The sequence below is a fragment of the Variovorax sp. HJSM1_2 genome (assembly GCF_049316285.1).
Taxonomy (GTDB): Bacteria; Pseudomonadota; Gammaproteobacteria; order Burkholderiales; family Burkholderiaceae_C; genus Rhodoferax_B.
Window position 1 is genome coordinate 253,241 of record NZ_JBMOXA010000001.1, and the last position, 22,697, is coordinate 275,937.

At 62.9% G+C, this 22,697-nt stretch carries 19 protein-coding genes; 9 read left to right on the top strand and 10 right to left on the bottom strand.

Annotated elements, in window-relative coordinates; translation table 11 throughout:
* Window positions 1-22: 22 nt before the first annotated feature.
* The 9 genes from ACFQ95_RS01145 to ACFQ95_RS01185 form a co-directional block, all read right to left on the bottom strand.
* Entirely contained in the window at window positions 23-1,762 is a 1,740-nt protein-coding gene (locus tag ACFQ95_RS01145) for a VWA domain-containing protein (protein ID WP_422828947.1), read from the bottom strand.
* The gene (locus ACFQ95_RS01150; protein WP_422828948.1) at window positions 1,762-2,808 is read right to left on the bottom strand and encodes a VWA domain-containing protein; all 1,047 of its coding nucleotides are present in this window, start codon (window positions 2,806-2,808) and stop codon (window positions 1,762-1,764) included. The genes ACFQ95_RS01145 and ACFQ95_RS01150 overlap by 1 nt, the downstream gene beginning before the upstream one ends.
* Entirely contained in the window at window positions 2,795-3,349 is a 555-nt protein-coding gene (locus ACFQ95_RS01155; RefSeq protein ID WP_422828949.1) for a DUF4381 family protein, read from the bottom strand. The genes ACFQ95_RS01150 and ACFQ95_RS01155 overlap by 14 nt, the downstream gene beginning before the upstream one ends.
* Complete coding sequence (locus ACFQ95_RS01160) at window positions 3,346-4,383, bottom strand: DUF58 domain-containing protein (RefSeq protein WP_422828950.1); 1,038 nt, start codon at window positions 4,381-4,383, stop codon at window positions 3,346-3,348. The genes ACFQ95_RS01155 and ACFQ95_RS01160 overlap by 4 nt, the downstream gene beginning before the upstream one ends.
* A gap of 23 nt (window positions 4,384-4,406) precedes the next feature.
* Window positions 4,407-5,393 (bottom strand): AAA family ATPase, encoded by a 987-nt coding sequence (locus tag ACFQ95_RS01165; RefSeq protein WP_422828951.1) that lies wholly within the window; start codon window positions 5,391-5,393, stop codon window positions 4,407-4,409.
* A gap of 12 nt (window positions 5,394-5,405) precedes the next feature.
* A complete protein-coding gene (locus tag ACFQ95_RS01170) occupies window positions 5,406-8,018 on the bottom strand; it encodes a spermidine synthase (protein WP_422828952.1) in 2,613 nt (870 codons plus the stop codon).
* A 171-nt stretch (window positions 8,019-8,189) separates the two neighbouring features.
* On the bottom strand, window positions 8,190-9,794 hold the full coding sequence (locus ACFQ95_RS01175) for an arylsulfatase (RefSeq protein ID WP_422828953.1): 1,605 nt from the start codon (window positions 9,792-9,794) through the stop codon (window positions 8,190-8,192).
* Window positions 9,795-10,206: 412 nt separating this feature from the next.
* Window positions 10,207-10,548, bottom strand: coding sequence for a hypothetical protein (locus ACFQ95_RS01180; RefSeq protein ID WP_422828954.1), 342 nt, complete (start codon window positions 10,546-10,548; stop codon window positions 10,207-10,209).
* The gene (locus ACFQ95_RS01185; RefSeq protein ID WP_422828955.1) at window positions 10,481-10,978 is read right to left on the bottom strand and encodes a hypothetical protein; all 498 of its coding nucleotides are present in this window, start codon (window positions 10,976-10,978) and stop codon (window positions 10,481-10,483) included. Before ACFQ95_RS01185 ends, ACFQ95_RS01180 begins: the two co-directional genes overlap by 68 nt.
* Before the next feature lie 381 nt (window positions 10,979-11,359).
* Between ACFQ95_RS01185 and ACFQ95_RS01190 the strand changes: the two genes are divergently transcribed.
* From ACFQ95_RS01190 to ACFQ95_RS01205, 4 genes are all read left to right on the top strand, one after another.
* Window positions 11,360-12,313: a SphA family protein gene (locus tag ACFQ95_RS01190; protein ID WP_422828956.1), complete on the top strand. Its 954-nt coding sequence runs from the start codon at window positions 11,360-11,362 to the stop codon at window positions 12,311-12,313.
* Window positions 12,314-12,385: 72 nt separating this feature from the next.
* Window positions 12,386-12,835 (top strand): glycine zipper 2TM domain-containing protein, encoded by a 450-nt coding sequence (locus ACFQ95_RS01195; protein ID WP_422828957.1) that lies wholly within the window; start codon window positions 12,386-12,388, stop codon window positions 12,833-12,835.
* A 204-nt stretch (window positions 12,836-13,039) separates the two neighbouring features.
* On the top strand, window positions 13,040-15,580 hold the full coding sequence (locus ACFQ95_RS01200) for an autotransporter (RefSeq protein ID WP_422828958.1): 2,541 nt from the start codon (window positions 13,040-13,042) through the stop codon (window positions 15,578-15,580).
* Between the two features lie 51 nt (window positions 15,581-15,631).
* Window positions 15,632-16,795, top strand: coding sequence for a glyceraldehyde-3-phosphate dehydrogenase (locus tag ACFQ95_RS01205; protein ID WP_422828959.1), 1,164 nt, complete (start codon window positions 15,632-15,634; stop codon window positions 16,793-16,795).
* Window positions 16,796-16,824: 29 nt separating this feature from the next.
* Here ACFQ95_RS01205 and ACFQ95_RS01210 read toward each other — a convergent pair whose 3' ends face one another.
* Entirely contained in the window at window positions 16,825-17,739 is a 915-nt protein-coding gene (locus ACFQ95_RS01210) for a LysR family transcriptional regulator (RefSeq protein WP_422828960.1), read from the bottom strand.
* Window positions 17,740-17,982: 243 nt separating this feature from the next.
* Here ACFQ95_RS01210 and ACFQ95_RS01215 point away from each other — a divergent pair, with 243 nt between their 5' ends.
* From ACFQ95_RS01215 to ligA, 5 genes are all read left to right on the top strand, one after another.
* Complete coding sequence (locus tag ACFQ95_RS01215) at window positions 17,983-19,365, top strand: MFS transporter (RefSeq protein WP_422828961.1); 1,383 nt, start codon at window positions 17,983-17,985, stop codon at window positions 19,363-19,365.
* 51 nt (window positions 19,366-19,416) lie between these two features.
* The gene (locus ACFQ95_RS01220) at window positions 19,417-20,445 is read left to right on the top strand and encodes an amidohydrolase family protein (protein ID WP_422828962.1); all 1,029 of its coding nucleotides are present in this window, start codon (window positions 19,417-19,419) and stop codon (window positions 20,443-20,445) included.
* A 30-nt stretch (window positions 20,446-20,475) separates the two neighbouring features.
* The gene (gene ligK / locus ACFQ95_RS01225; RefSeq protein WP_422828963.1) at window positions 20,476-21,171 is read left to right on the top strand and encodes a 4-carboxy-4-hydroxy-2-oxoadipate aldolase/oxaloacetate decarboxylase; all 696 of its coding nucleotides are present in this window, start codon (window positions 20,476-20,478) and stop codon (window positions 21,169-21,171) included.
* 151 nt (window positions 21,172-21,322) lie between these two features.
* The gene (locus ACFQ95_RS01230) at window positions 21,323-22,246 is read left to right on the top strand and encodes an amidohydrolase family protein (RefSeq protein WP_422828964.1); all 924 of its coding nucleotides are present in this window, start codon (window positions 21,323-21,325) and stop codon (window positions 22,244-22,246) included.
* Window positions 22,247-22,248: 2 nt separating this feature from the next.
* Window positions 22,249-22,692: a protocatechuate 4,5-dioxygenase subunit alpha gene (gene ligA, locus ACFQ95_RS01235; RefSeq protein WP_422828965.1), complete on the top strand. Its 444-nt coding sequence runs from the start codon at window positions 22,249-22,251 to the stop codon at window positions 22,690-22,692.
* The last annotated feature ends 5 nt before the right edge of the window (window positions 22,693-22,697 follow it).

The following is a 22,697-nucleotide window of genomic DNA, read 5'->3' on the forward strand; positions in this document are numbered from 1 at the left end:
CAGCAGAAGAGGCCCAGGCGCATCATTTGCGTGGCGCAGCCGGGGCCGCAGGTGATGCCGTGTTGTGCTGCTGGTGCTGCAACTGGAACTGGCGAGCCAACAAATCGGTAGGGCTGGTCTGTATGGCGCGCATCCAGGTGTCGGCCGATTGCCGGGTGGCGACCAGCGTTTGCTGTTTACCTTTGTCGTCCTTGCCGTCAAACTTGATTTCATCTCCCTTGTTCGGCTTTTTTTCCTGGTCGTCGTCGTTTTTGTCTTGCTTTTTGTCGGGCGCAATCAAGCCCTGCACCAGCGCCAGGTTGGCCGCCGCCTCGGGCCAGTGTGGGCGTTGCACCAGGGCCTGGTTGTAGCGCTGAACGGCGGCCACAAACTGGCCTTGGTGGGCCAGCGCATTACCCTGGTTGAAGTTGCTCGCTGCCGAATCGATGAGCGCAAAACTTTGCACCGCATCCGGGTAGCGAGCTGCGCGGTAGAGCGCGATGCCGCGCCACAGCGGGTCGTCGAACTGCGCCGCTGCGCGTGCGTAGTCGCCACGGTCAAACGCCAGGCGGCCTTGTTGGTCGCGGGTGAGCCACAAGTCCAGCCACCATTGTTTCCATCCTTGTGCAGGGCTGGCTGATACTGCGGCGGAGGCTGCCGGCGCTGCTGGCTCCGCCGCCAGGCTGTCTGATGGCTGCGCGGCCAAACCCCAGGCCAGCAACAAGCCTGTGGCCCAGCGGATGGTCCAGCCTTTGCGGAACCACAGCGCGCTGAGCAAGGCAATCGGAATACACAGCCACCAGCCTTCGTCCTTCCAGCGCGCATGCGCCTCGGCCTGCTTTTGCGCCAGGTGTGATTGCACATGCCGTTGCACCCAGCGCACATCGTCGTCGCTGTCTGGGGTGAGTGTGGCCAGTGGAATGTCGGCCTCGCTTTTCAGCCGGTTCAGTGCAGCCATGTCGAGCCGTGTGAACAAGCGCTGGCCGCCCGGGCCTTGCACAAAACCACCGCCGTCACTGCTGCCGTCTGCTGCCACTTGCCGCACCGGTCCGCCTTGCGTAGTGCCCACGGCGAGCACCACCGGCAGGGCGCCGTCGGCCGCGGCCTGGGCTTTGAAGGCGGCGATGGCTGCGGGCTCCACACCATCGGTGATGAACAGAATCGTGCCGGGGGTGTCTTCTTTGGCGAGTGCATCGGAAATGCTCTTCAGCGCCAGTGCCGTGTCTTTGCCCTGGGCCGGCATGATGCGTGTCTGCAAGGCGTCCACAAAGGTCTGCAGCAGCTTGGCGTCGTCGGTCAGTGGCATCACCAGATGGGTGGAGCCGGCGTAGGCGTAAAGGGCGGTGCGGGCGCCGTCGCGCCGGTCGAGCAAGGCCTTCACCTTGAGCTTGGCGCGCTCCAGCCGCGTCGGGCTCACGTCAATTGCATCCATGCTGCGGCCCAGGTCAATGGCAATCGCCAGCGGTGCTTTTTCTTCCAGAAACGGCGGCAGCTCTTGCCGCCAGGTCGGGCCCGCCAAAGCGACGGCGCCGAGTGCGAGCATGGCCACGGTGAGGTGCACGGGTTGAATGCGCCAACGGCGGCGCCGGTCGACCACCAGCGCGTCGAGCAGGTGCGGCGCAATCCTGCCCTGCCAGCGGCGGCGCACGTCATCGCGCCAGACAAACATCAGCAGCATGGCGAGCGCCGGCACCAGCACCAGCAGCCACATCGGGCGCAGAAAGTGAAACTGCTCCAGCATGGGGCTCAGCGGGTCCAACAACTGCGCCATGAGGTCATTCATCAGGCGCTCCGCTCAGTCGTTGTGGCCGCTGCGGGTGATGTGCCTTTTGACGCGTGCAAGCCGCGCCACAAACGCCGCCACATGGTGTAGAGCAGCATCAGGACGTGGTACCCCAACACCAGGCCAACCGCCGCACCCAGCGGCCACATGAAGAGTTCTATCTTTGGTCGCCATGACAACACCTTCTGGTTCTCGGGCGTGATCTTGTCGAGCGCGGCGTAAATCTCCTGCAACTGCTTTTGGTCGCCACCGAAGTGAAAAGTGCCGCCGGTGGTGCTGGCCACGGTGCGCAGTGTTTCCAGGTCCACCTTGTCTTCGCCGGTGGCGTTGGCGTCGCCAATGCCCACGGTATGCACCACCACACCACGGTCCCTGGCGATTTCGGCGGCGCGTGCGGGCGGCATCTTGCTGGCGGTATCGTTGCCATCGGTCAGTGCGATCAACACTTTTTGCTGGGCCTTGCTTTCATCAAACATCTTGATGGCCAGGCCCAGCGCGTCACCCAGCGCGGTGCGTGGGCCCGCCATGCCGGGCAACACACCGTCGATGAGGGTGATGACCAGTTCGTGGTCCATGGTGAACGGGGCGAGCGGGTAGGGCGCTTCGCCAAACACCACCAGGCCTATGCGGTCGCCCTTGCGTTGCGCCACAAATTCGCGCACCACCTGCTGCACTGCGCGCACCCGGGTTTCGCGTGCACCGCTGGGGCTTCTGAAGTCGTTGCTGTCCATCGATTGCGAGAGGTCCAGCGCCAGCAGCAGGTCGCGTGCGGGCAGCACCCGCTCCAGCGGCGGCTCGACAAACTGCGGCCGCGCCAATGCCAGCACCACCAGGGCCCAGGCCAGCGGTGCGAGTAGCCATTGCAGCCAGTTGCGCCGTGGCACCACCGCGCCTTGAGAAGGTTCCAGGCCCGCGGCGTCGGCAATTTCATGAAAGAACGGCAGGCGCACCGAGGCGCTGGACTCGCGGTACGCGGCCAGCAGCCACCACACCAGCAAAGGCAGCGGCAACAAGGCCAACATCCAGGGAAGGTCAAGCTGGTACACGGTGGCTGGTGATCCATTGGCGGCAGGCCTGTGCCAGCGCGCGTGCGTCGCTGCTCGACAGGTTTGCCAGTGCGGCACTGCCGCGGTACTCGGTGTCTATGAGCAATTTGTCCAGTGTCGGCGCCGAGGTTTTGGCCGATCCCGCGTGGGTGCGCAGAAAATGACTCCAGGCTTCGCCACTCAAGGCCGCCACTTCTTCGCGCGGCCAGGCCGCCAGCGCCGTGCGCTTGAGCAGTGCGGCCAGCGCCAGCAAGGCTTGGGTGCGTGGCTGGTCGCCGGCGTCCCATTGGGGTTCGAGCCGCTGCAACTCGGCCAGGGCTTCGCGCCGGTAACGGTTGGCGCGGTAGCGTCGCAACGCGCGCCAGGCCAGCCACAGCAGCGCGAGCAGCAGAACCACCCCGAGCACGGCCCAGGCGGGCGTTTGCGGCGTCCATGGCACTTCTGGCGGTGCAATCACATCTTTCAGCGCGCTGAGGGCCTCGCTGGCTTTGGGGCTGAGCGCGGGCGCTGCGTTCTGCGCCCCTGGCAGGGGCGTGCTCATCGCCGCCCCCTTTGTGCTGCAGGCGTCAAGCGCCCCAGCAGATGCCGCAGTTGGGCGGCGCTGTCTTCGGCGGCGGACACCGGTAGCAGCGGCACACCAATGCCATGTTGCCAGGCAAACAGTTCGCTCTTTTGCGCGTCCACAAAGTCGGCAATGCCTTCGCGGATTTTGTCGCGGCCCAGGCCCAGCTCCACTTGTAATTCGCCGTTGCTCACCACCAGTTCACCGGAGGTTGGCAAGTTGCTGAGAAAAGGGTCGTGCACCAGCACCGCGAGCAAGTCGTTGTGCGCGCTGAGTTGCAACAGCAGGTCACGGGTGCGGTCGTCGCGGCCTTCAAAGTCGCTGACCACCACCACCAGGTGGTCGTGGTGCGCCAGGTGGGCGGCGTGTAGCAAGGCCTGGTTCAACTGGCCGGAACCGCGTACCGCTGCGGCTTGCGCGTGCAGCGCCTGGTTGTGCCGGGCCACTTCGCCCAGCAGATGCAGCACCGCGTCGCGACTGCGTTGTGGCCGCAGTTCCGTCATTTCGTCGTCGCCGAAGACCAGCGCCCCTATGCGGTCGCCATCGGCCAGCATGCGCCAGGCCACCAGCGCGGCCACCTCGGCGGCGGCCACCGACTTCATGGCGCGGCGAGTGCCGAAAAACATGTTCATGCGCTGGTCGACCAGCAGCAGTACGGGGCGGTCCTTTTCTTCGGTGTAGACGCGCACGTGTGGCACACCGGTGCGCGCGGTCACGCGCCAGTCCATGTTGCGGATGTCGTCGCCAAACAGGTAAGGGCGCAACTCTTCAAAGGCCAGGCCGCGGCCGCGCACCTTGGAGGCGTGGCGGCCCGAGAGCAGGCTGTGCACGGGCTGGCGTGGCAGCAGGCCGAAATCACGTGCGGCGGATTCGAGCTTGGCGAGCGCAGCGGCATCGACGTACACGCCCGGGCGTACGCTAGCGCCCGCGCGCGGGGCGTTGGCGGGCGCAGGTCCCAAGCCTGCGGCTTGGTGTTTGCCGCTGCGTGCGAGGCTTGCCAGATGGAGCCGCATGGGGTGCTGCCGGTTGATGTCTGCTAGGCGACGGCCACTTTGGCGAGCAAGCGGTCGATCACGCTGTCCGCGCTGACCTGGGCCGCATGTGCCTCGTAAGACAGGATCAGCCGGTGGCGAAACACCTCGTGCACCACCGCCTGCACGTCTTCCGGTGTAACAAAAGCGCGCCCTTGTAGCCAGGCGTGGGCGCGCGCCACTTTGTCCAGCCCTATCGAGCCACGCGGGCTCACACCCACCTGTATCCAACTGGCGAGCTGTTCGTCCAGCGCCTTGGGCTCACGTGTGGCGTTGACCAGGGCGACGATGTAGTTTTCGACCGCTTCGCTCACTTGTACGCCATGGATCTCGGCACGTGCGGCGAAGATGGCATCGGGCGATACCACCAGCGAAGCTAGCGCGCTGCCGCCAGGCTTGCTGGCATCGGCGCCATATTCTTCGGTGCGCGCCAATCGCACGATTTCGCCCTCGGCAGCGCCTTGCGGATAACCCACGTTGATGTGCATCAGAAAGCGGTCCATCTGCGCTTCGGGCAAGGGGTAAGTGCCTTCCTGTTCGATAGGGTTTTGTGTGGCCATCACCAGGAACAGCGTGGGCAACTTGTGGGTGTTGCCGCCCACCGTGATCTGGCGTTCCTCCATCGCCTCTAGCAATGCGGCCTGCACCTTGGCGGGAGAGCGGTTGACTTCATCGGCCAGGATCAGGTTGGCAAACAGCGGCCCCTGTTGGAAGCGGAATTCGCCCTTGCCGCCTTCGCTGAAATAGACTTCGGAGCCGGTGATATCGGCCGGCAGCAAATCGGGCGTGAACTGTATGCGCGAGAGTTTGGCATCGAGGTGTTTCGCCAGGCTTTTGATGGCGCGTGTTTTCGCCAGGCCTGGCAGGCCTTCCACCAGCAGATGGCCGTCGGCCAGCAGGCCCAGCAGCAGCCGCTCTATCATGGCTTCCTGGCCAATGATGGCGCTAGCCATCTGCTTTTGCAGAGCGAGGATATCGTCGCGGCTGGACATTCTTGCTTCCTTTCAGCGTTCGGGCGGTGGTGGCGTGCCGTTGCCGACAAACCAGCGGTAGTAGGGGTTGCGGTTGTCGGCAGCCAGCACTCGGCGTATGGTCGCGGTCCAGGCGTCGCGGTTGCCCTCATAGGCATGCAGGCCGGCGCTGTAGAAGGTGATGAGGCGTTCGCGTTCGGCCTTCACGTCGGTGATGAAGGCTGCATCCGCGCCCTCCAGTGGCGGCTCGCTCAATTGAGCGTAAAGCGCATCCAGCGTTTGCGGAAAGGCGTCGCGCCGTACCCAGGATGCGTATTCGATGCCGGGGCGGTCGTCGGTCACGGCCTTGGCGTCACCTGCAAAACGCTCCAGCCCGGCGCGGTCGGCGACATAGGTGGCCATCAGCGAGGCCGCCGAATCTATGCCTACTTCGCGCAGAATCTTTCTGACCTCGGGCTGCGCAAAACGCGCCTTCATGCGCGGCGCATCCAGCACCAGCGGCGCCAGCGAGCCCACCAGCAGCATCTCGTGCAGCTCGGTGCTCCACAAGCTGGCGTGGGGAAACACATCCAGAAAACTGCGCACCAGCGCCTGACTGTCTTCCAGGTTCTGTGTCGGCAAGGGCAGCCATTGCGCCACGATGCCACCAGGCTGCAGGCGTGCGGCGGCCAGGCGGTAGAAGTCGCTGGAATAGAGGTTGACAACACCTGCCGCAGACGGTGGTGGTGGCTCAAGTGTCACCACGTCGTAGCGTTCGACATTCCGCAACAGCTCACGCCGACCATCACGTACACGGATGTCTATGCGCCCGTCGCCGGTCAAACCGGCCACGCCGAGATTGCCGTCAAACTGCCGTGCGGCGCGCACCACGGCGGGCAGCAACTCGGCCACTACGCGCTGCTCCAGCCCCGGCCAGGCCAGCAGCGAGCCTGCGGTAATGCCCGTGCCCAAACCTATGACCAGGGCCGAGCGAGGTTCTTCACGGTGGATGATCAGCGGCAACAGCGCCTGCAGCCGCATGTAGCGCTGCGAGGTCATGGAGTCGCCCGAGTTGGAAACCCCTTGGATGTAGAGCCGCTTGAAGCTGTGGCCCTGGGCTTGCTGCTGCACGACCGCCACCGTGCCGCCCTGGCTTTCCTCGTAGCTGAGCAGGGTGCCGCCGCGCGCTGCAACCAGCAGGGTTGCCAGCCGGTCGGTCGGTGTTGCCCAGGCGGCGAGCAGCGCCACACCAGCGACGGCCAGGGTTGCCCAGCGCATCAGCGGTGCCGTGCTGCGCACCTGCCAGGCGGCGACGGTGCCCACGGCCGCTGCCGCCACCGCCAACGCCGCCAAGCTGTGCACCAGCCCCAGCAAAGGCACAAGCACAAAGCCGGTCAGCAGTGTGCCTATGATGCCGCCCGCCGTGTTGAGGGCGACGATGCTGCCCACGTCGTGGCCTACGCGTGAGGCCTTGGCCGTGAGCCGTACCGCCAGCGGAAAGGCGGCGCCTAGCAGTAGCGTGGGCAGAAACACAATGCACAGCGCTGCGACGGTGAAGCGGGCCGACATCGCTGCGAAGGCGCTGCCGGTGGCAGAAAAGACAGCCGACGCAGCGGCCGCCTGGCCTTCGAGCAGCCATTCGCCCAGGCCGGCGATGAGCAACAGGGCGCTCAGCCCGGCGGCGGCGATCAACAGGCCAAATACACCCCAAGGGTCACGCATCTGATCCGCACGGCGTGCCTGCCAGGCGCTGCCTATCATCAGGCCCGCCAGATAAGTGGCCAGCACGATGGCAAACGCCACGCTGCGTGTACTCATGAACTGCACAATGGCTTGTGACCACACCACCTCGTAGCCCAGGGCCAGCCCGCCGGCCACGGCGTACAAACCAAGTGCCAGGCGGGCACGCGCCGGGCGGGGTGCTGGGGCTGCAGTCCCAGCGGCGGTTTCAGTGCCGGCAGCCGACACTGGTGGCAGCGTGTTTTCAGCCACGCGCCGCGCAGCGGCCCAGGCGCCGAGGGCGATCAGCAGGTTCAAGGCTGCCGCGACCAGCGCACTGCCACGTATGCCAAAAACGGGAATCAGCAGGAAGGCGGCAAGCAGAGCGCCGGCAATGGCGCCTGCGGTATTGGCCGCATACAGCCGCCCACCGGCTGCGCCCAGCGCGTCCGCCTGTGGCGCCAGCGCGCGCGTGAGCACTGGCAGCGTGCCACCCATCAAACACGCGGGCAGGGCCACCAGCACAATAGGCAGCACCCAGGCGGCCAGGCTTGCATGTTCTTCCAGCCAGGCAAACGGCGCGGCCGATGCTCCAAGGGCAAAGGTCGCCGCAACAGCCAGCAGCGCGATGCCGGCTTCCAAGCCCGCACACAGCAGGTAGGGGCGCCGCATCTGGTCGGCGTATTTGCCAAACAGCCAGCCGCCCAGGGCCAAGCCACCGAAGAAGGCGCTGATACCCACAGCCACGGCGTGTACCTCCACACCAACCACCAGCGATAGCTGTTTGATCCACAACACCTGGTAGACCAGCGCGGCCAGGCCGGAGGCAAAGAGCAGCAGGGCGGGCCATGCCATGGAGGTGGCGCGGGGGATGGCCGCATGGTCGGGAGGGCTGGACGGCGCGGTTTCGCCGGAGATTTTTCTGCGGGGTGCGGTGGCCACGGTCATGGGCAGAGGGCTGTCTTCCAGTGAGTTGGTTTGAAAGCGCCAGGGGCGGTGCGCCCATTGGCTGCAGATATGCGCCTTGCAGAACACACGCTGGGCATGTGTTCTGCAAGGCGGGGGCGTCTGGACTTGCGTTTCAGCGCCCCCACCTGTGTCACTTCAAATTGCGCAGCATCACTTTTTTTGCGCGTTCATTTTCTGTTCGATGATCTTGTTGACCCGGTCTTCCACCTGGTCGACGCTGAAGCTTGCAGGCAACTGGCTGGGCGGATACTCGATAAAGGTTTCCAGGAAGACGGTTGCCTTCAGTGTGCCGATTTCCGTGATGTAGGCATTTTTTGCCAGCCAGTCGTAATACTGGTCAGACACCACATCCGCTCGTTCGTACGGATCCATACGCAGGTTGAAGATCTTGGGCAAGCGCAAACAGGTGAAGGGATTGGCCCACACCTGCATGCCGCCTGGGGCGCGTTGTTCGCAGAAAACAATCTTCCAGTCCTGGTAGCGCATGGCGACAAGTTTGGCATCGTCGTCAAAGTAGTAGAACTCTTCACGCGCTCCTTTCTGCGACTTGCCGGTCAGCAGATCGAGTTGGTTGTAGCCGTCGAGGTGCACCTTGCCATTCTTGCTGCCAATCGTCGTGCCTTTGAGTAACCGGTCTTTGATGGTGGTGTCACCCGCAGCAGCCAACAGTGTGGGGAACCAATCCATGCCAGAGAACATCTCGGTGCTGACTTCACCAGCCTTGATTTTTCCGGGCCAGCGCACCATGGCCGGTACACGGAACGCACCTTCCCAGTTGGTGTCTTTTTCGCTGCGGAACGGTGTGGTGGCGGCATCGGGCCAGGAGAACTGGTTCGGCCCATTGTCGGTGGTGAAGACGACGATGGTGTTGTCGGCAATCTTCATGTCCTCTACGGCCTTGAGAATCTTGCCAACGTTGTTGTCCATCTCGATCATGCCGTCGGCGTATTCGTTGCCAGGCATGCCAGCCTGGCCACGCATGGACTCCCGCACATGGGTGAAGATGTGCATACGTGTGAAGTTCATCCAGGTGAAGAAGGGCTTGTCAGCACTGACTTGTTTCTTCATGAATTCAATGGCGGCGCTGGTGGTTTCGTCGTCAATCGTTTCCATGCGCTTTTTCGTCAACGGGCCAGAGTCTTCGATCTTGCCGTCGGCCATGGCGTGTAACACACCACGCGGCGAGAAGTTCTTGACGAACGGGTCGTTCTTGTCTTTTGGCCAATAAGGGCGCTCGGGTTCTTCTTCGGCATTCAGGTGGTACAGGTTGCCAAAAAATTCGTCGAAGCCGTGTTTGGTGGGCAGGTATTCGTCTTTGTCGCCCAGGTGGTTCTTGCCGAACTGGCCGGTGGCGTAGCCCAAGGGCTTGAGGGCTTCTGCAATCGTGATGTCGCGTGCTTGCAGGCCCACGGGTGCACCAGGCGCCCCCACCTTTGACAGGCCCGTGCGTTTGGGCGATTGGCCCGTAATGAAGCTGGAGCGGCCGGCGGTACAACTGTTCTCCGCGTAGTAGTCGGTGAACTTCATGCCTTCCTTGGCAATGCGGTCGATGTTGGGCGTCTTGTAGCCCACCACGCCATCGGCATACGCGCTGATGTTGGTTTGCCCCACGTCATCACCAAAGATCACCAGGATGTTGGGTTTCTTCGCCGCTTGGGCGTGCACGGCGGGCGATAACGCCAACGTACAACAACTCACGGCCGCCGCAAGCATCAAGCTTGCATAGCGGCGTGCTTTCGGTATCGCATTTGCCATGGAACAACTCCTCTATTGTTTCGCTACCAACTGCCAAAGATTTGCCTGCCCATCCAAAGGATGAAACACGCCCCTGATCTGCGCCGGCTTTGGCGCCTTCTGCTTCGGTTTGGTCAGGCTGGCGGGGCCGGTAAGAGCGGGTCTCTGGTCGCCGTGTACTGACCACATGGCAACCCGCAAAGTGGGTTGCGCCAATGTCTTGTGAAAACTACCGATGGCTACCGCGTGGCGGCTTGCTTGTACGTGAAGGCTATGGGCCGCGCGAAGGCTCAGCAAAGTGGATAAACATGCGCGGCGAAACTGAAAAGTGCTAAGTCATCCTAGCGCTGAGAAAAAGAAGTGTCCAGTTGTATTGCACCAACAATCAATGCTGTGGATGCATATCGTTTAATCGATGCAACACGGCGAGCCGCTAGAGCGGGAACTGCAAATTCAGTCCCATGAATACCTGAAATTTCGGCTGGCCAAGCCCTTCGTGTGCCACTGTCCATTGGGGTTCCGCGAACAAGTTATAGGTAGTGCCGCCTGATTTCCAGATCTTGCCGGCACCCAGGCCCAGGGGGATGGCGTAGTCACCGTTGCGCAGGTTGAAGCTGGTCGTGCCCGAGCTGCGCAAATACCAGCCCGCAGGCAAGTTGTAGATCACAAAGGGCTGGGCTTGTGCGGTGTTTTGTGACGGGCGGTCGCTATCGCCGGCAAATGATTTTTGCCAGGTGATCAAGCCACCCAGCAGCCCCCATTTTTGCGGCACCATGCCATTTTCCGGTGCCGGTTTGATCGCGGCTGGCGCTGGGAATCGTCAACTGCGGGCCAACGCCGACTTCCACACCACCCGCCTTGAAATGAAACACGTCGAACAGGTTGAGATCACCCGCGCCGGTGTAGCGGCCACCGGCCAAAGGGGTATCGGCCGTGGTGACCATCGGCATGGTGGCACGCAGAATTTGCGGCATGCCAAACAGCTTGTGGGGCAAAGTGCCGCGAAACAGCAAGGCGTTGCTGTCTGCGTCGCCAAGACCATAGGAGCGGCCCACATACTGGTCCTGGAGATTGGCCCCAATGGTCGGCGTCAGCGGGTTGTTGGCGGCATTCATGTCGTCGCCGCTGGGGTGGGCCTGTGCCACTGCCATCAGTGGCAGGCAGGTGAGCAGCGTGGCCGAGCTGGTCGAGAACAGCTTATGCATGACACATCCTTTTGATTGACCGGTTTTACTTCGCTGCCGTAACCGGTGTCAGTGGCGGCAGTTTCCATGTGCCCTCCATCGCTGCCTTGCTTAAACACATGCCTCTGACGGACGTAGGTGTCTTGGCTGTTTATTCCTGCCTGCTTTTGCAGTCGGGCTAGTGTTGCCTTTATGCCATTTATTTGCGTTCTGTTTTCAGGGATGTAAATTCCTTTGTCCCTGTACATGCGGCTGAGGTAGGCTTAGGGTTGCCGCAGCGCTAGCCATGACTTCGCCAGCCGCTCTGCAGAGATTCGTATAGTGATGGGTCAGCCTTGTGAATCGTGTGTCGGCGTGTGGCCTGGAGTGGGCGGCGCTGGCCAGTCCAAAAGGAATCCGTAGATGAAGAGACGTATCCTCGCCGCGGCCGCCTGCATGCTTGTCGCCCCGGCGGCTTTCGCAGACGAAGGCGGCGTGAGCTTCTGGCTTCCGGGGCAGCAGGGCAGTTTTGCGGCAGCGCCCGCCGAGCCCGGTTGGTCTATGCCGCTGATGCTTTATCACACGCAACCCAGTGCTGGCAGTGACAAGTATTTTCTCAACGGCGGCAAAGTGACTCGTGGATTGGACGCCAAGGCCACACTGCTGTTTGCCGTACCCACATACACCTTCAAAGAGCCTGTGGCTGGTGCACAAGCCGCCGTGGGCATGGGTTTCGCCGTGGGTCATGAGAAGACCGGTGTGAATGCGACCTTGAGCGGACCGAACGGCGGCGCGTTGGGCGGCGGCACCAGCGAATCTGTCAGCGGCGGTTCTGATCTGTACCCCACGGCTTCGCTGAAGTGGAACCAGGGTGTGCACAACACCATGGTCTACAGCATGATGGGCGTCCCGGTGGGGGCCTATCAAAAGGGGCGGCTGGCAAACATTGGGCTCAACCATTGGTCGCTCGATGCGGGTGGTGGCTACACCTACCTGAACCCCAAGGAGGGCAACGAGTTTTCTGCGGTGCTGGGCTTTACCTACAACTTCAAGAACTCGGATACCGATTACAAAAATGGTGTGGACGCCCACCTGGACTGGGCCGCCTCGCATTTTGTGACGCCGCAGACCCATGTTGGTCTGGTGGGCTATTTCTACAACCAGCTCACAGGTGACAGCGGCTCTGGCGCCACGCTGGGTGACTTCAAGTCCCGTGTGGCGGCCATAGGGCCACAAGTGGGTTACTTCTTCCCCGTGGGTGGGCGCAAGTGGTACGTCAACCTCAAAGCTTATTGGGAGTTCAACGCGGCCAACCGGCCTGAGGGTTGGAACGTCTATGCGGCGGTGGTGATCCCGTTCGGCGCGGGCGCGAAGTAACCAGGCTTGCGCCTGGCGATCAGCTGGCATTGCTGTTTTTTATTGGCGGTCTTTGCAAGAGGGATGCATGACATGTTGATTCAGAGGATGTTGCAGTGGGGGTGTGGCTTGGCCTTGACGGCGCTGCTGGTGGCCTGTGCGCAGCCCGGCCCGGCGGCGGGCGAGGCGCAGGTGCGCTACGGGCGTATCAACCGTATTGACGCCGTGCAGATTGAAAGTGAAGCCCATCTGGGTTTGGGCGCGGTGATTGGCGGCGTGGCCGGTGGTGTATTGGGCCATCAGTTTGGCGGCGGCACTGGGCGTGATGTGGCGACGGTGGCGGGCGCGCTGGCCGGCGGTGTGGCCGGTGCCCAGGTCGAAAAGAACCAAGTGAAGCAGCCGGGCCAGCACATCATCGTGCAACTCAACGATGGTGTGGCCGTAGGCATTACACAGGCCGCAGACCCGAACTTGCGTGTGGGCGACAGAGTGCGTATTGATGGCTCGGGTAACGGCGCGCGGGTGGTGCGCACCGGCCCATAACAACACGTTGGCGTTGCCATTGTGATCACCTCACATGCTGACAGGTGGTGAACGGCGTACCGTGGTCGCAGGCGAGGCCGCGTGTCATGTCACACCTGGGGCGGACGTGAATACACACGCGACAGCTGCTGTCAAGAATTGCACCTGCGGGTGCCAATCCTGAGCCATCGGAAGATTGATGGCGATTGTTCAGCCGAGGGCTACATGAAAAAAACATTGCAAACTTTGCGTTTCTTTCGGGTCGTGTGTGCTGCCACGGGCCTGGCCGCTGCAGCGGCTGCAGGCAGCATTGCAATTGCGGCCACCGCCAGCGGCGCCAATGCTTCCAGCAGCGCCGCCACTGCCTCGATTGGTGGCGAGGCGCCATGGCCGCGCAGCCTGGCGCTGGGCAACACCACGCTCACCATTTACGCGCCCCAACTCGACGCCTGGGACGGCATCAGCCTCAATGCTCGCCTGGCGGTGCAGGTGCAGGTGGGCAAAGAAAAGCCGTCGACCCATTTCGGCATCCTCACGCTGGATGCGCGCACCCTGGTCGACAAGGGCACACGCGTGGTCACCATAGACCAGGCGGTGATACAGAGGGCCGACTTTCCTTCGGTTTCGGCGGCCGACGCCAAGCGCTGGGCCGATGCAATTGCCGCGGACATGAACGGCAAATCGCGCAGCATCGCACTCGATCGGCTGGAGGCGCAGATGGCGATCTCCGGCGCGGTGAAAGCCGGTGAACGCCACCCGCTGCGCAATGAGCCGCCACGGTTTGTGTTCTCGCGCTCGCCGGCGCTGCTGGTCAGCATAGACGGCGCGCCGGTGTACCGGGCGCTGCAGGGCCTGCCCTATGAACGTGTGATCAATACCCGCCCGCTGGTGCTGCGCGACAGCACCGGCACCCACTACCTCAAGGTGTTTGACGGCTGGATGCAGGCCACCACATTGGCTGGCCCGTGGACGGTGCTGGAGAACCCGGCCACCAGCCTGGCGGCGGCGTTCAAACAAAGCTCGGACGCACATTTGATCGACCCGCTGACGGGCCAGATTGCCGCCGACAAGGCCGCACCATCACTCAAGCAACTGGTGCCGGTGGTCTATACCACCAGCACACCCACCGAGTTGCTGGTGACCGAAGGTGAGCCACGCTACGTGCCGATTGCCGGCACCGAGCTGCTGTATGTGGAGAACACCACCGGGCGTATCTTCAAATCCATCAAAGAAAACCAGACCTACATCCTGGTGTCGGGTCGCTGGTTCAAGGCGCCGAATGAGCAAGGTCCGTGGCAGTTTGTGGCGGCCAATACCTTGCCGGCCGACTTTGCCAAGATACCCGATGACAGTGCGGTGGAGAACGTGTTGGCCTCGGTGGCCGGCACCCCTCAGGCGCGCGAGGCCGCCGTGGCCGTGACCGTGCCACAAACCGCTGCGGTGAAGATTGAAGGCACCCAGCTCACACCGCCGCGTTTTGATGGTGAGCCCATGCTCCAGTCCATTGCTGGCACCAGCCTGGAATACGTGGCCAACACCGCCACGCCCATCATCCGTGTGGGGGCTAGCGGCTTTTATGCGTTGCAGAACGGTGTATGGTTTACCGCCGCCGCCGTGCGCGGACCATGGGTCGTGGCGACTTCTGTGCCCGCAGCCATCTACACCATTCCGCCAAGCTCAGCGCTGTATTACGTGACCTTCGTGACCATTTATTCGGTCCATAACGGGACCGTCTACGTGGGCTTCACACCCGGTTACCAAGGCACCTATATCGATCCGCTGACGGGGGTGGTGGTCTATGGCACCGGCTATGTTTACGACCCTTGGACCGGGGCGGTCTGGTATGGCGCCTCGCCTACCTATGGTTACGCCGCAGCCGTGACCTACACCCCCTGGAGCGGTTGGGCCGTGGGTTTTGGTTTTGGTTGGTTCTGGGGCGCGGCGACAGTTGCCTGGGGTTGGGGTTGGGGCCCGTATCCGTATTGGGGACCATGGGCTTATCCGGCCTGGGGCGTGGCCTGGGGCTCAGGCGGCGGTGCCGTGGCCTGGGGGCCGGGCGGCTGGGCGGGTTATTCGGGCAATATCTATTCGCAGTGGGGTAACCGCGCCAGTGTGACGCGTGTGGGTGGTGGTTTCAACGCCTGGACCGGCAACGAATGGGCTGGCCAGGTAGGCGCCTCCTACAACTCGCGCACAGGCATTGCTTCGGCCGGCCAGCGCGGCGCGGTGGGCAATATCTACAGCGGCAACTATGCCGCCGGTGCACGCGGCGGTGCGGTGGGCCCCGGTGGCAGTGCCATCGTGGGTGAGCGCGGCACCGTGGGCAATGCCTTTAATGGCAACCAGGTTTCGGGAAGCCGTGGCGCCTTCTACAACCAGAACACCGGGGAAGTGACGCGCTTCGGTGGCGCCACCGGGGCCGATGGCGGCCATGTGGGCCACGTTGGCGACGACGTTTATGCGGGCAAAGACGGCAACGTCTACCGCAACACCGGCGAGGGCTGGCAGAAGTTCACCCCGGACGGCGGCTGGCAAGGTGTGCCAGGTGCTGCACAAGGGCAGGCCACGCGGGAGGCCACGGGCGGCTTGGGTTCCAGTCCCCAACAACCGGCGCACCTGGACCAGGACCGTAGCGCCAGGCAAATGGGCGACGAGCGTGCCGAAGGGCTGCGCAATTCCTCGCGTGGCATGAACCACACATTTGGTGGCGGTGGTGGCGGCTTTCATGGCGGTGGCTTCCACGGCGGCGGGTTCCGGCGCCGATGAGCCAAGCATGAAAACTGTCGATGTCGCCGTTGACCTGAAGGGAGAGACTCCATGAATCGATTGCGCGCATCGGCTGGCGCTGCTGTGTTGTTGTGGCTGCTTGGCGGGTTGTGCCAGCCCGCATGGGCCATGCTGGAAGGGTTTACCGACGCCGAGGACGGCCAGTTCGATATGTCCGACTGGCTGGTCGAGCGCAAGGGTTTTCTGCCCATTCCCATCGTGATCACCGAGCCCGCCGTGGGTTACGGCGGCGGCGTCGCCTTCATGTTCTTGCGCAATTCCATGGCGGAGACGGCGCAGAAAGCCAAGGAGACGGGCTTGAACATTCCGCCCGACATCTGGGTGTTTGGCGCTGCCGCAACCGAGAACGGCACCAAGGCGGCTTTTGCCGGCGGCATGGTGAGTTTTGACGAGGGCCGCTATAAATACCGCGGTGGCATTGGCCGGGCCAACGTCAACCTGGCCTATTACGGCATCGGTGGTTCGGGCGGCGGAGTCAACGGCTCCAGGGGCATTGATTATTCACTCGACGGCTGGGTGTCGAGCCAGCAGGTGCTGCGCCGCTTGGGCCACACCGACAACTGGTTCGGGCTGCGCTGGATCTATCTCGACCTGAGCAGCAAACTCGACATCAGCGGCAAGCCCAATGCCAAGCTGCAACCGAACGACGCCACACACAAGGCCTCGGGCCTGGGGGTGACGCTGGAGCACGATTCGCGCGACAACATCTTCACCCCCAGCAGCGGCTGGACCGGTGCTGTGGATGCCATGTTCTACGACCCCGACTGGGGCAGTGCCACCACCTTCCAAAGCTACCGCGGCCATGTGTTTTCCTATTGGCCGGTGGGCAAATCGGTGGTGCTGGCGGGGCGCCTGGATGGCCGCAGCGCACGCGGGCAAGTGCCGTTCTACATGCTGCCCTTCATCGACATGCGCGGCATTCCGGCCGCGCGTTACCAAGACCAGAACACTACGGTGGTGGAGACCGAAGTGCGCTGGGACTTCACACCGCGCTGGGCGGCCGTAGGCTTCATCGGGGCCGGCCGTGCCTGGGGCCGCAACTCCGAGTTCGGTGATGTAGGTTCTGCCGTCAGCAAGGGGGTAGGGGCGCGTTACCTGATCGCCCGCAAGCTCGGGATCTGGGTGGGCCTGGACTTCGCGCGCGGACCAGAGGGTAATGCCGGCTACATCCAGGTTGGCAGCGCCTGGCGTTAGGCCGCTTGTTTTTGGCGGGTGTGCGAGGCCTAGCCGGCGCGCGGCGCCAACCAGGCGGGCACCAGTTCCTGTATCAGCTCCAGCATTGCGCGCTGGGTGGCGGTGGTCGGGCGCTGGGCGCTGACGGCGATGCACAACTGGCTCTTCAGCGCCGGTTCGTGTATGGGGCGGGTGATGTAGGTGTCCGCCTGGCCCGAGGTGATGACCGCATTCATGGACAACACCGCGCTGCCGGCGCCGTCGGCCACCAGATCCAGGATGGCCGGCACGCCGTCGATCTCCAGCGCAATCCTGGGCTCGCAGCCTATATTGGCCAACTCCGATTCAACCATGGTGCGGATGGCGTTGGGCCGCGTCGGAATGACCAGCGGCAAGGCCGCCAGGGCACGCAGGCTGATACCGCCAGCATCGGCCACGGCGCAGCTGTCGTCACGCCGCTGCACCAGAAACAGCGGTTCTTCCAGCAGCGGCATACATTCCACGCCCGGTGTCGCCACGGGGTTGTAGAGCAGGGCGATGTCGAGCCGGCCGCTGACCAGCGAATCCTGCATGGCCAGCGACAAACTCTCCGTGATGGACAGCGCCGCCTGCGGCAGCCGCACGCGGAATTCACGTGTCAGTGGCACCGTCAACACCTTGGCCACACTAGGCGGCAGGCCGATGGCAACCCGGCCCTCCAGCGCGCCGCGCAGGCGGCCCAGTTCATCACGCACACGCTGCACCTGGTGCAGTATGCCGCGGCCATGCTCCAGCAGCACCTTGCCAGCCTCGGTGGGCGTGGCGCCGCGGCCGTTGCGCAGCAGCAGGTTTTGCCGCAGCTCGACTTCGAGCATACGCACGTGCCGGCTCAGCAGCGGCTGTGGAATGCCCAGTGCCGTGGCCGCGCGGGTGAAGCTGCCCAGCTCGGCCACACGCACAAAGGATTCAATCTGCTTCAGGTCCATGGGCTTTTGAGTCGGCAATCAAGGGCAGGCCCTTGGCGCGAAGCTTGCTAAGTTTTTGATATCCAATTATCAGCTATCTAAATTTGTTCTAGTAGATAGTGGCATTGCCGTGGGCGCTGTATCAGGGCTATCCCTAGAATTTCCGTTCATGCAATCAGCCTCTTTTTCTCTCGGTCCGTGCTTTGCCGTGGCCGTCTTGTTTGGCCGCGCGCCACTGTTTTTGACCGCTTTCGGGGGCGCGCAATGAAGTCGGCCAAGACCACTTCCCCTACCGATGTGCAGGTGTTTCTCAACACCCATGGTTTCTCCGGCTACCAATGGCTGATCTTCGGCCTGTGTTTCATGGTGGTGCTGCTCGATGGTTTCGACACCGCGGCCATAGGCTACATCGCGCCTTCGCTCGTGGGCGAATGGGGCGTCAGCAAACCCGCGTTGGCGCCGGTGCTGAGCGCGGCGCTGTTTGGCCTGGCCGGTGGCGCCCTGAGCGCCGGCCCGTTGGCCGACCGCCTGGGCCGCCGTACCGTGCTGCTGGCCTCGGTGTTTGTGTTTGGTGCGGCCTGCCTGGCCTCTGGCTACGTCAACAGCTTGACGGAACTGACCGTGCTGCGCTTCATCACCGGTCTTGGCCTGGGTGCTGCCATGCCCAACGCGGTCACGCTGACCAGCGAGTTCTGCCCGGACCGCCAGCGCGCCATGTTGACCAATGCCATGTTCTGCGGCTTTCCGCTGGGGGCGGCATTCGGCGGCTTTTTGGCGGCCTGGATGATTCCGCAATGGGGCTGGCGCAGTGTGCTGCACCTGGGTGGTGTGGTGCCGCTGATCTTGTTTGTGGTGATGTTGTTTACGCTGCCCGAGTCGGTGCGCTACATGGTGGCCAAGGGCCAGCCGGTGGAGCGTATTCGCCGCATCCTGGCGCGCATCTCGGCCACGGTGGCCGATGCCAGCAGTTTTGTGCTGACCGAAGCCCGCGCCGACGTTGCGGCCAAGAGTGGCCTGGGTGTGGTGTTGAGCCCGCGTTACCGCACCGGCTCGCTGATGCTCTGGCTGGCCTACTTCATGGGCCTGGTGATCTTTTATGCGTTGATCAACTGGATGCCCATCCTGTTCAAGGAAGCCGGCATGTCGCCACAAAAGGCCACGCTGGTGTCGGCCTTGTTCCCGCTGGGTGGTGTGGGCGCCATTGCCTTTGGCTGGCTGATGGACCGCTTCAACGCCAACCGTGTGATTGCATTGGGTTTTGCGCTCACCGCGCTGGCCGTGTTCCTGGTCGGCCAGTTGATCGGTGATGATGGCATGTTGATCTTGATGGTCTTTGTGGCTGGTGCCATCATGAACACCGCACAGTCTTCCTTGCCTGCCTTGGCCGCTGCGTTCTACCCCACACAGGGCCGGGCTACCGGCGTGTCGTGGATGCTGGGCATTGGCCGCTTTGGCGGCATTGCGGGCTCTTTCCTGGTGGCGCAACTGACCGCGCACCAGATGGGTTTTGCCAGCATTTTTGCGGTGGTGGCGATTCCGGGTTTGATCGCTGCTGCGGCCCTTCTGGTCAAGCAGTGGGCGCACCCTGAAGCGCCGCACACCCAGGGTGGGAGCGGTGCTTCCGCGCGTGGCGCGGCCGCACATTGACTGGATTTTTTGAAGTCGTTTTTACATACTGCAAGCTGAACTGGAGACACCATGATCATCGATTGCCACGGCCACTACACCACCGCGCCCAAGGCGCTGGAAACCTGGCGCAACCAACAGATTGCCGGCATCAAGGATCCGGCCGTGATGCCCAAAGTGGCCGACCTGAAGATCAGCGACGACGAACTGCGCGAGTCGATTGAAACCAATCAATTGCGTCTGATGCGCGAGCGCGGCAGCGACCTGACCTTGTTCTCGCCACGCGCCAGCTTCATGGCACACCACATCGGCGACTTCAACGTGTCGTCCACCTGGGCGGCGATCTGCAACGAACTCTGTTACCGCGTCTCGCAACTGTTCCCCGACAACTTTGTGCCCGTGGCCATGTTGCCGCAGTCGCCCGGTGTCGACCCTGCGACCTGCATTCCCGAGCTGGAAAAGTGCATCAAGGAATACGGCAACGTCGGCATCAACCTGAACCCCGATCCTAGCGGCGGCCACTGGCAGTCGCCTCCGCTGTCCGACAAGGCCTGGTTCCCCATCTACGAGAAGATGGTGGAGTACGACATCCCCGCGATGATCCACGTCAGCACCAGCTGCAATCCGGCTTTCCACACCACCGGCGCACACTACCTGAACGCCGACACCACGGCCTTCATGCAGTGCCTGACGTCCGATCTGTTCAAGGAATTCCCCACGCTGCGTTTCCTGATTCCGCATGGCGGCGGCGCCGTGCCTTACCACTGGGGCCGTTTCCGTGGCCTGGCGCAAGAGCTGAAGAAGCCGCTGCTGCAAGACCACTTGCTGAACAACATCTTCTTCGACACCTGCGTCTACCACCAGCCCGGCATAGACCTGCTGAACACCGTGATTCCGGTGAAGAACGTGCTGTTCGCCTCGGAAATGATTGGCGCCGTGCGCGGCATTGACCCCGAGACCGGCAACTACTACGACGACACCAAGCGCTACATCGAAGCCAGCAAGATACTGAGCGACGGCGATCGTTACCAGATCTACGAAGGCAACACGCGCCGCGTGTTCCCGCGCCTGGACGCCATCCTCAAGGCCAAGGGCCTGTAAGCCAACACATTCACTATCAGGAGACCGAACATGAGCACTCCCATGAACAACCTGGGCATCGTCAAGCGCAACATCGTGCGTGCCGACAAGGCCGCCGTTGAAAAACTCTCGCGCTTCGGCGTGGCCACCATCCACGAGGCCATGGGCCGCGTGGGCCTGATGAAGCCCTATATGCGCCCCATCTACAACGAAGCGGCGATTTGCGGCACGGCGGTGACGGTGTTGCTGCAGCCCGGCGACAACTGGATGATGCACGTCGTGGCCGAGCAATTGCAGCCCGGCGACGTGGTGGTGGCGGCTTGCACCACCGACAACGAAGACGGCTTTTTTGGTGACCTGCTGGCGACCTCGTTCCAGGCGCGCGGTGCCAAGGGCCTGATCATCGACGGCGGTGTGCGCGACGTGAAAGACCTCACCGCCATGGACTTCCCGGTGTTCAGCCGCGCCATCAATGCCAAGGGCACGATCAAGGCCACGCTGGGTTCGGTGAACATTCCCGTGGTCTGCGCCGGTGCGAGCGTCAACCCCGGTGACGTGATCATTGCCGACATCGACGGTGTGGTGGTGGTGCCCGCCGCCGTGGCACAGCAGGTGGCCGATGCCGCTGAAGCGCGCGAAAACCTGGAAACCGAAAAACGCGCCAAACTCGCTGGCGGCGTGCTCGGCCTGGACATGTACAACATGCGTGGCCCGCTGGAAAAGGCCGGCCTGAAGTACATCGATTAAGTCATCGACCATCGTCATCGTTGATGAAAAGCAGGGCAGTCTTTGCCCTGCATCAACGACAGCCAGCCCAGCCCCGGGCACATTCAAGGCACCGCAGATTCCACATGAAAACTGCGCTGCATGCTTATCAATGAGACAGGACTTCTTTTAAATGGATACGCCCGCATTCACCAAAACCCCCGGCTGGCTGGACTGGTACAACGGCCCGGCCAAGCCGAAATTCAAGCTGCCCGCAGGCGCGGTAGACGCACATTGCCATGTCTTCGGCCCCGGCGCCGAGTTCCCCTACGCCCCAGAGCGCAAGTACACGCCATGTGATGCGTCCAAGCAGCAGCTCTACGCGCTGCGTGACCACCTGGGTTTTGCGCGCAACGTGGTGGTGCAAGCCACCTGCCACGGCGCCGACAACCGCGCCATGGTCGATGCGCTGGTCAACTCCAACGGCAAGGCGCGTGGTGTGGCCACGGTCAAGCGCAGCGTCACCGATGAAGAACTGCAGGCCATGCACGCTGCCGGCGTGCGCGGGGTGCGCTTCAATTTTGTCAAGCGCCTGGTTGATTTCACACCCAAGGACGAACTGCTGGAAATCGCCTCGCGCATCGCCCCCCTGGGCTGGCACGTGGTGATCTACTTTGAAGCGGTGGATCTGCCCGAACTGTGGGACTTCTTCACCGCACTGCCCACCACCGTGGTGGTCGACCACATGGGCCGCCCCGATGTGAGCAAGCCCGTGGATGGCCCCGAGTTCGCGCTGTTCGAGAAGTTCATGCGTGAACACAAAAACGTCTGGTCCAAGGTGAGCTGCCCCGAGCGCCTGAGCGTGACCGGCCCCAAGGCCTTGAACGGCGAGCAGAACGCCTACCAGGACGTGATCCCATTTGCGCGCCGCATCGTCGAGCAGTTCCCCGACCGCGTGTTGTGGGGCACCGACTGGCCACACCCCAACCTCAAGGATCACATGCCCGATGACGGCCTGCTGGTCGACTTCATTCCGCACATTGCCACCACGCCTGAGTTGCAACAAAAGCTCTTGGTGGACAATCCCATGCGTCTGTACTGGCCTGAGGAAAAGTAAAAATGTCGCTGAACAAAAACTATCTGGACGTGCCTGGCACGACCATTTTTGATGCCGAACAAAGCCGCAAGGGCTACCACCTGAACCAGTTCTGCATGTCGCTGATGAAGGCCGAGAACCGTGCGCGCTTCAAGGCAAACGAACGTGCCTACCTCGACGAGTGGGCCATGACCGAAGAGCAGAAGCAGGCCGTTTTGGCCCGCGATCTGAACCGCTGCATCGCGGCTGGCGGCAACATCTACTTCCTGGCCAAGATCGGCGCCACCGACGGCAAGAGCTTCCAGCAGATGGCCGGCTCCATGACCGGCATGACGGAAGAGGAATACCGCAACATGATGGTGCACGGCGGCCGCTCGGCCGAAGGCAATCGCGTCATTGGTGAGCATGGCGACGCGCAGGCAGATCGTCAGCCCCAGGGCAGCGCAGGCCGCGCCGCGCAGAAATAAGGAAT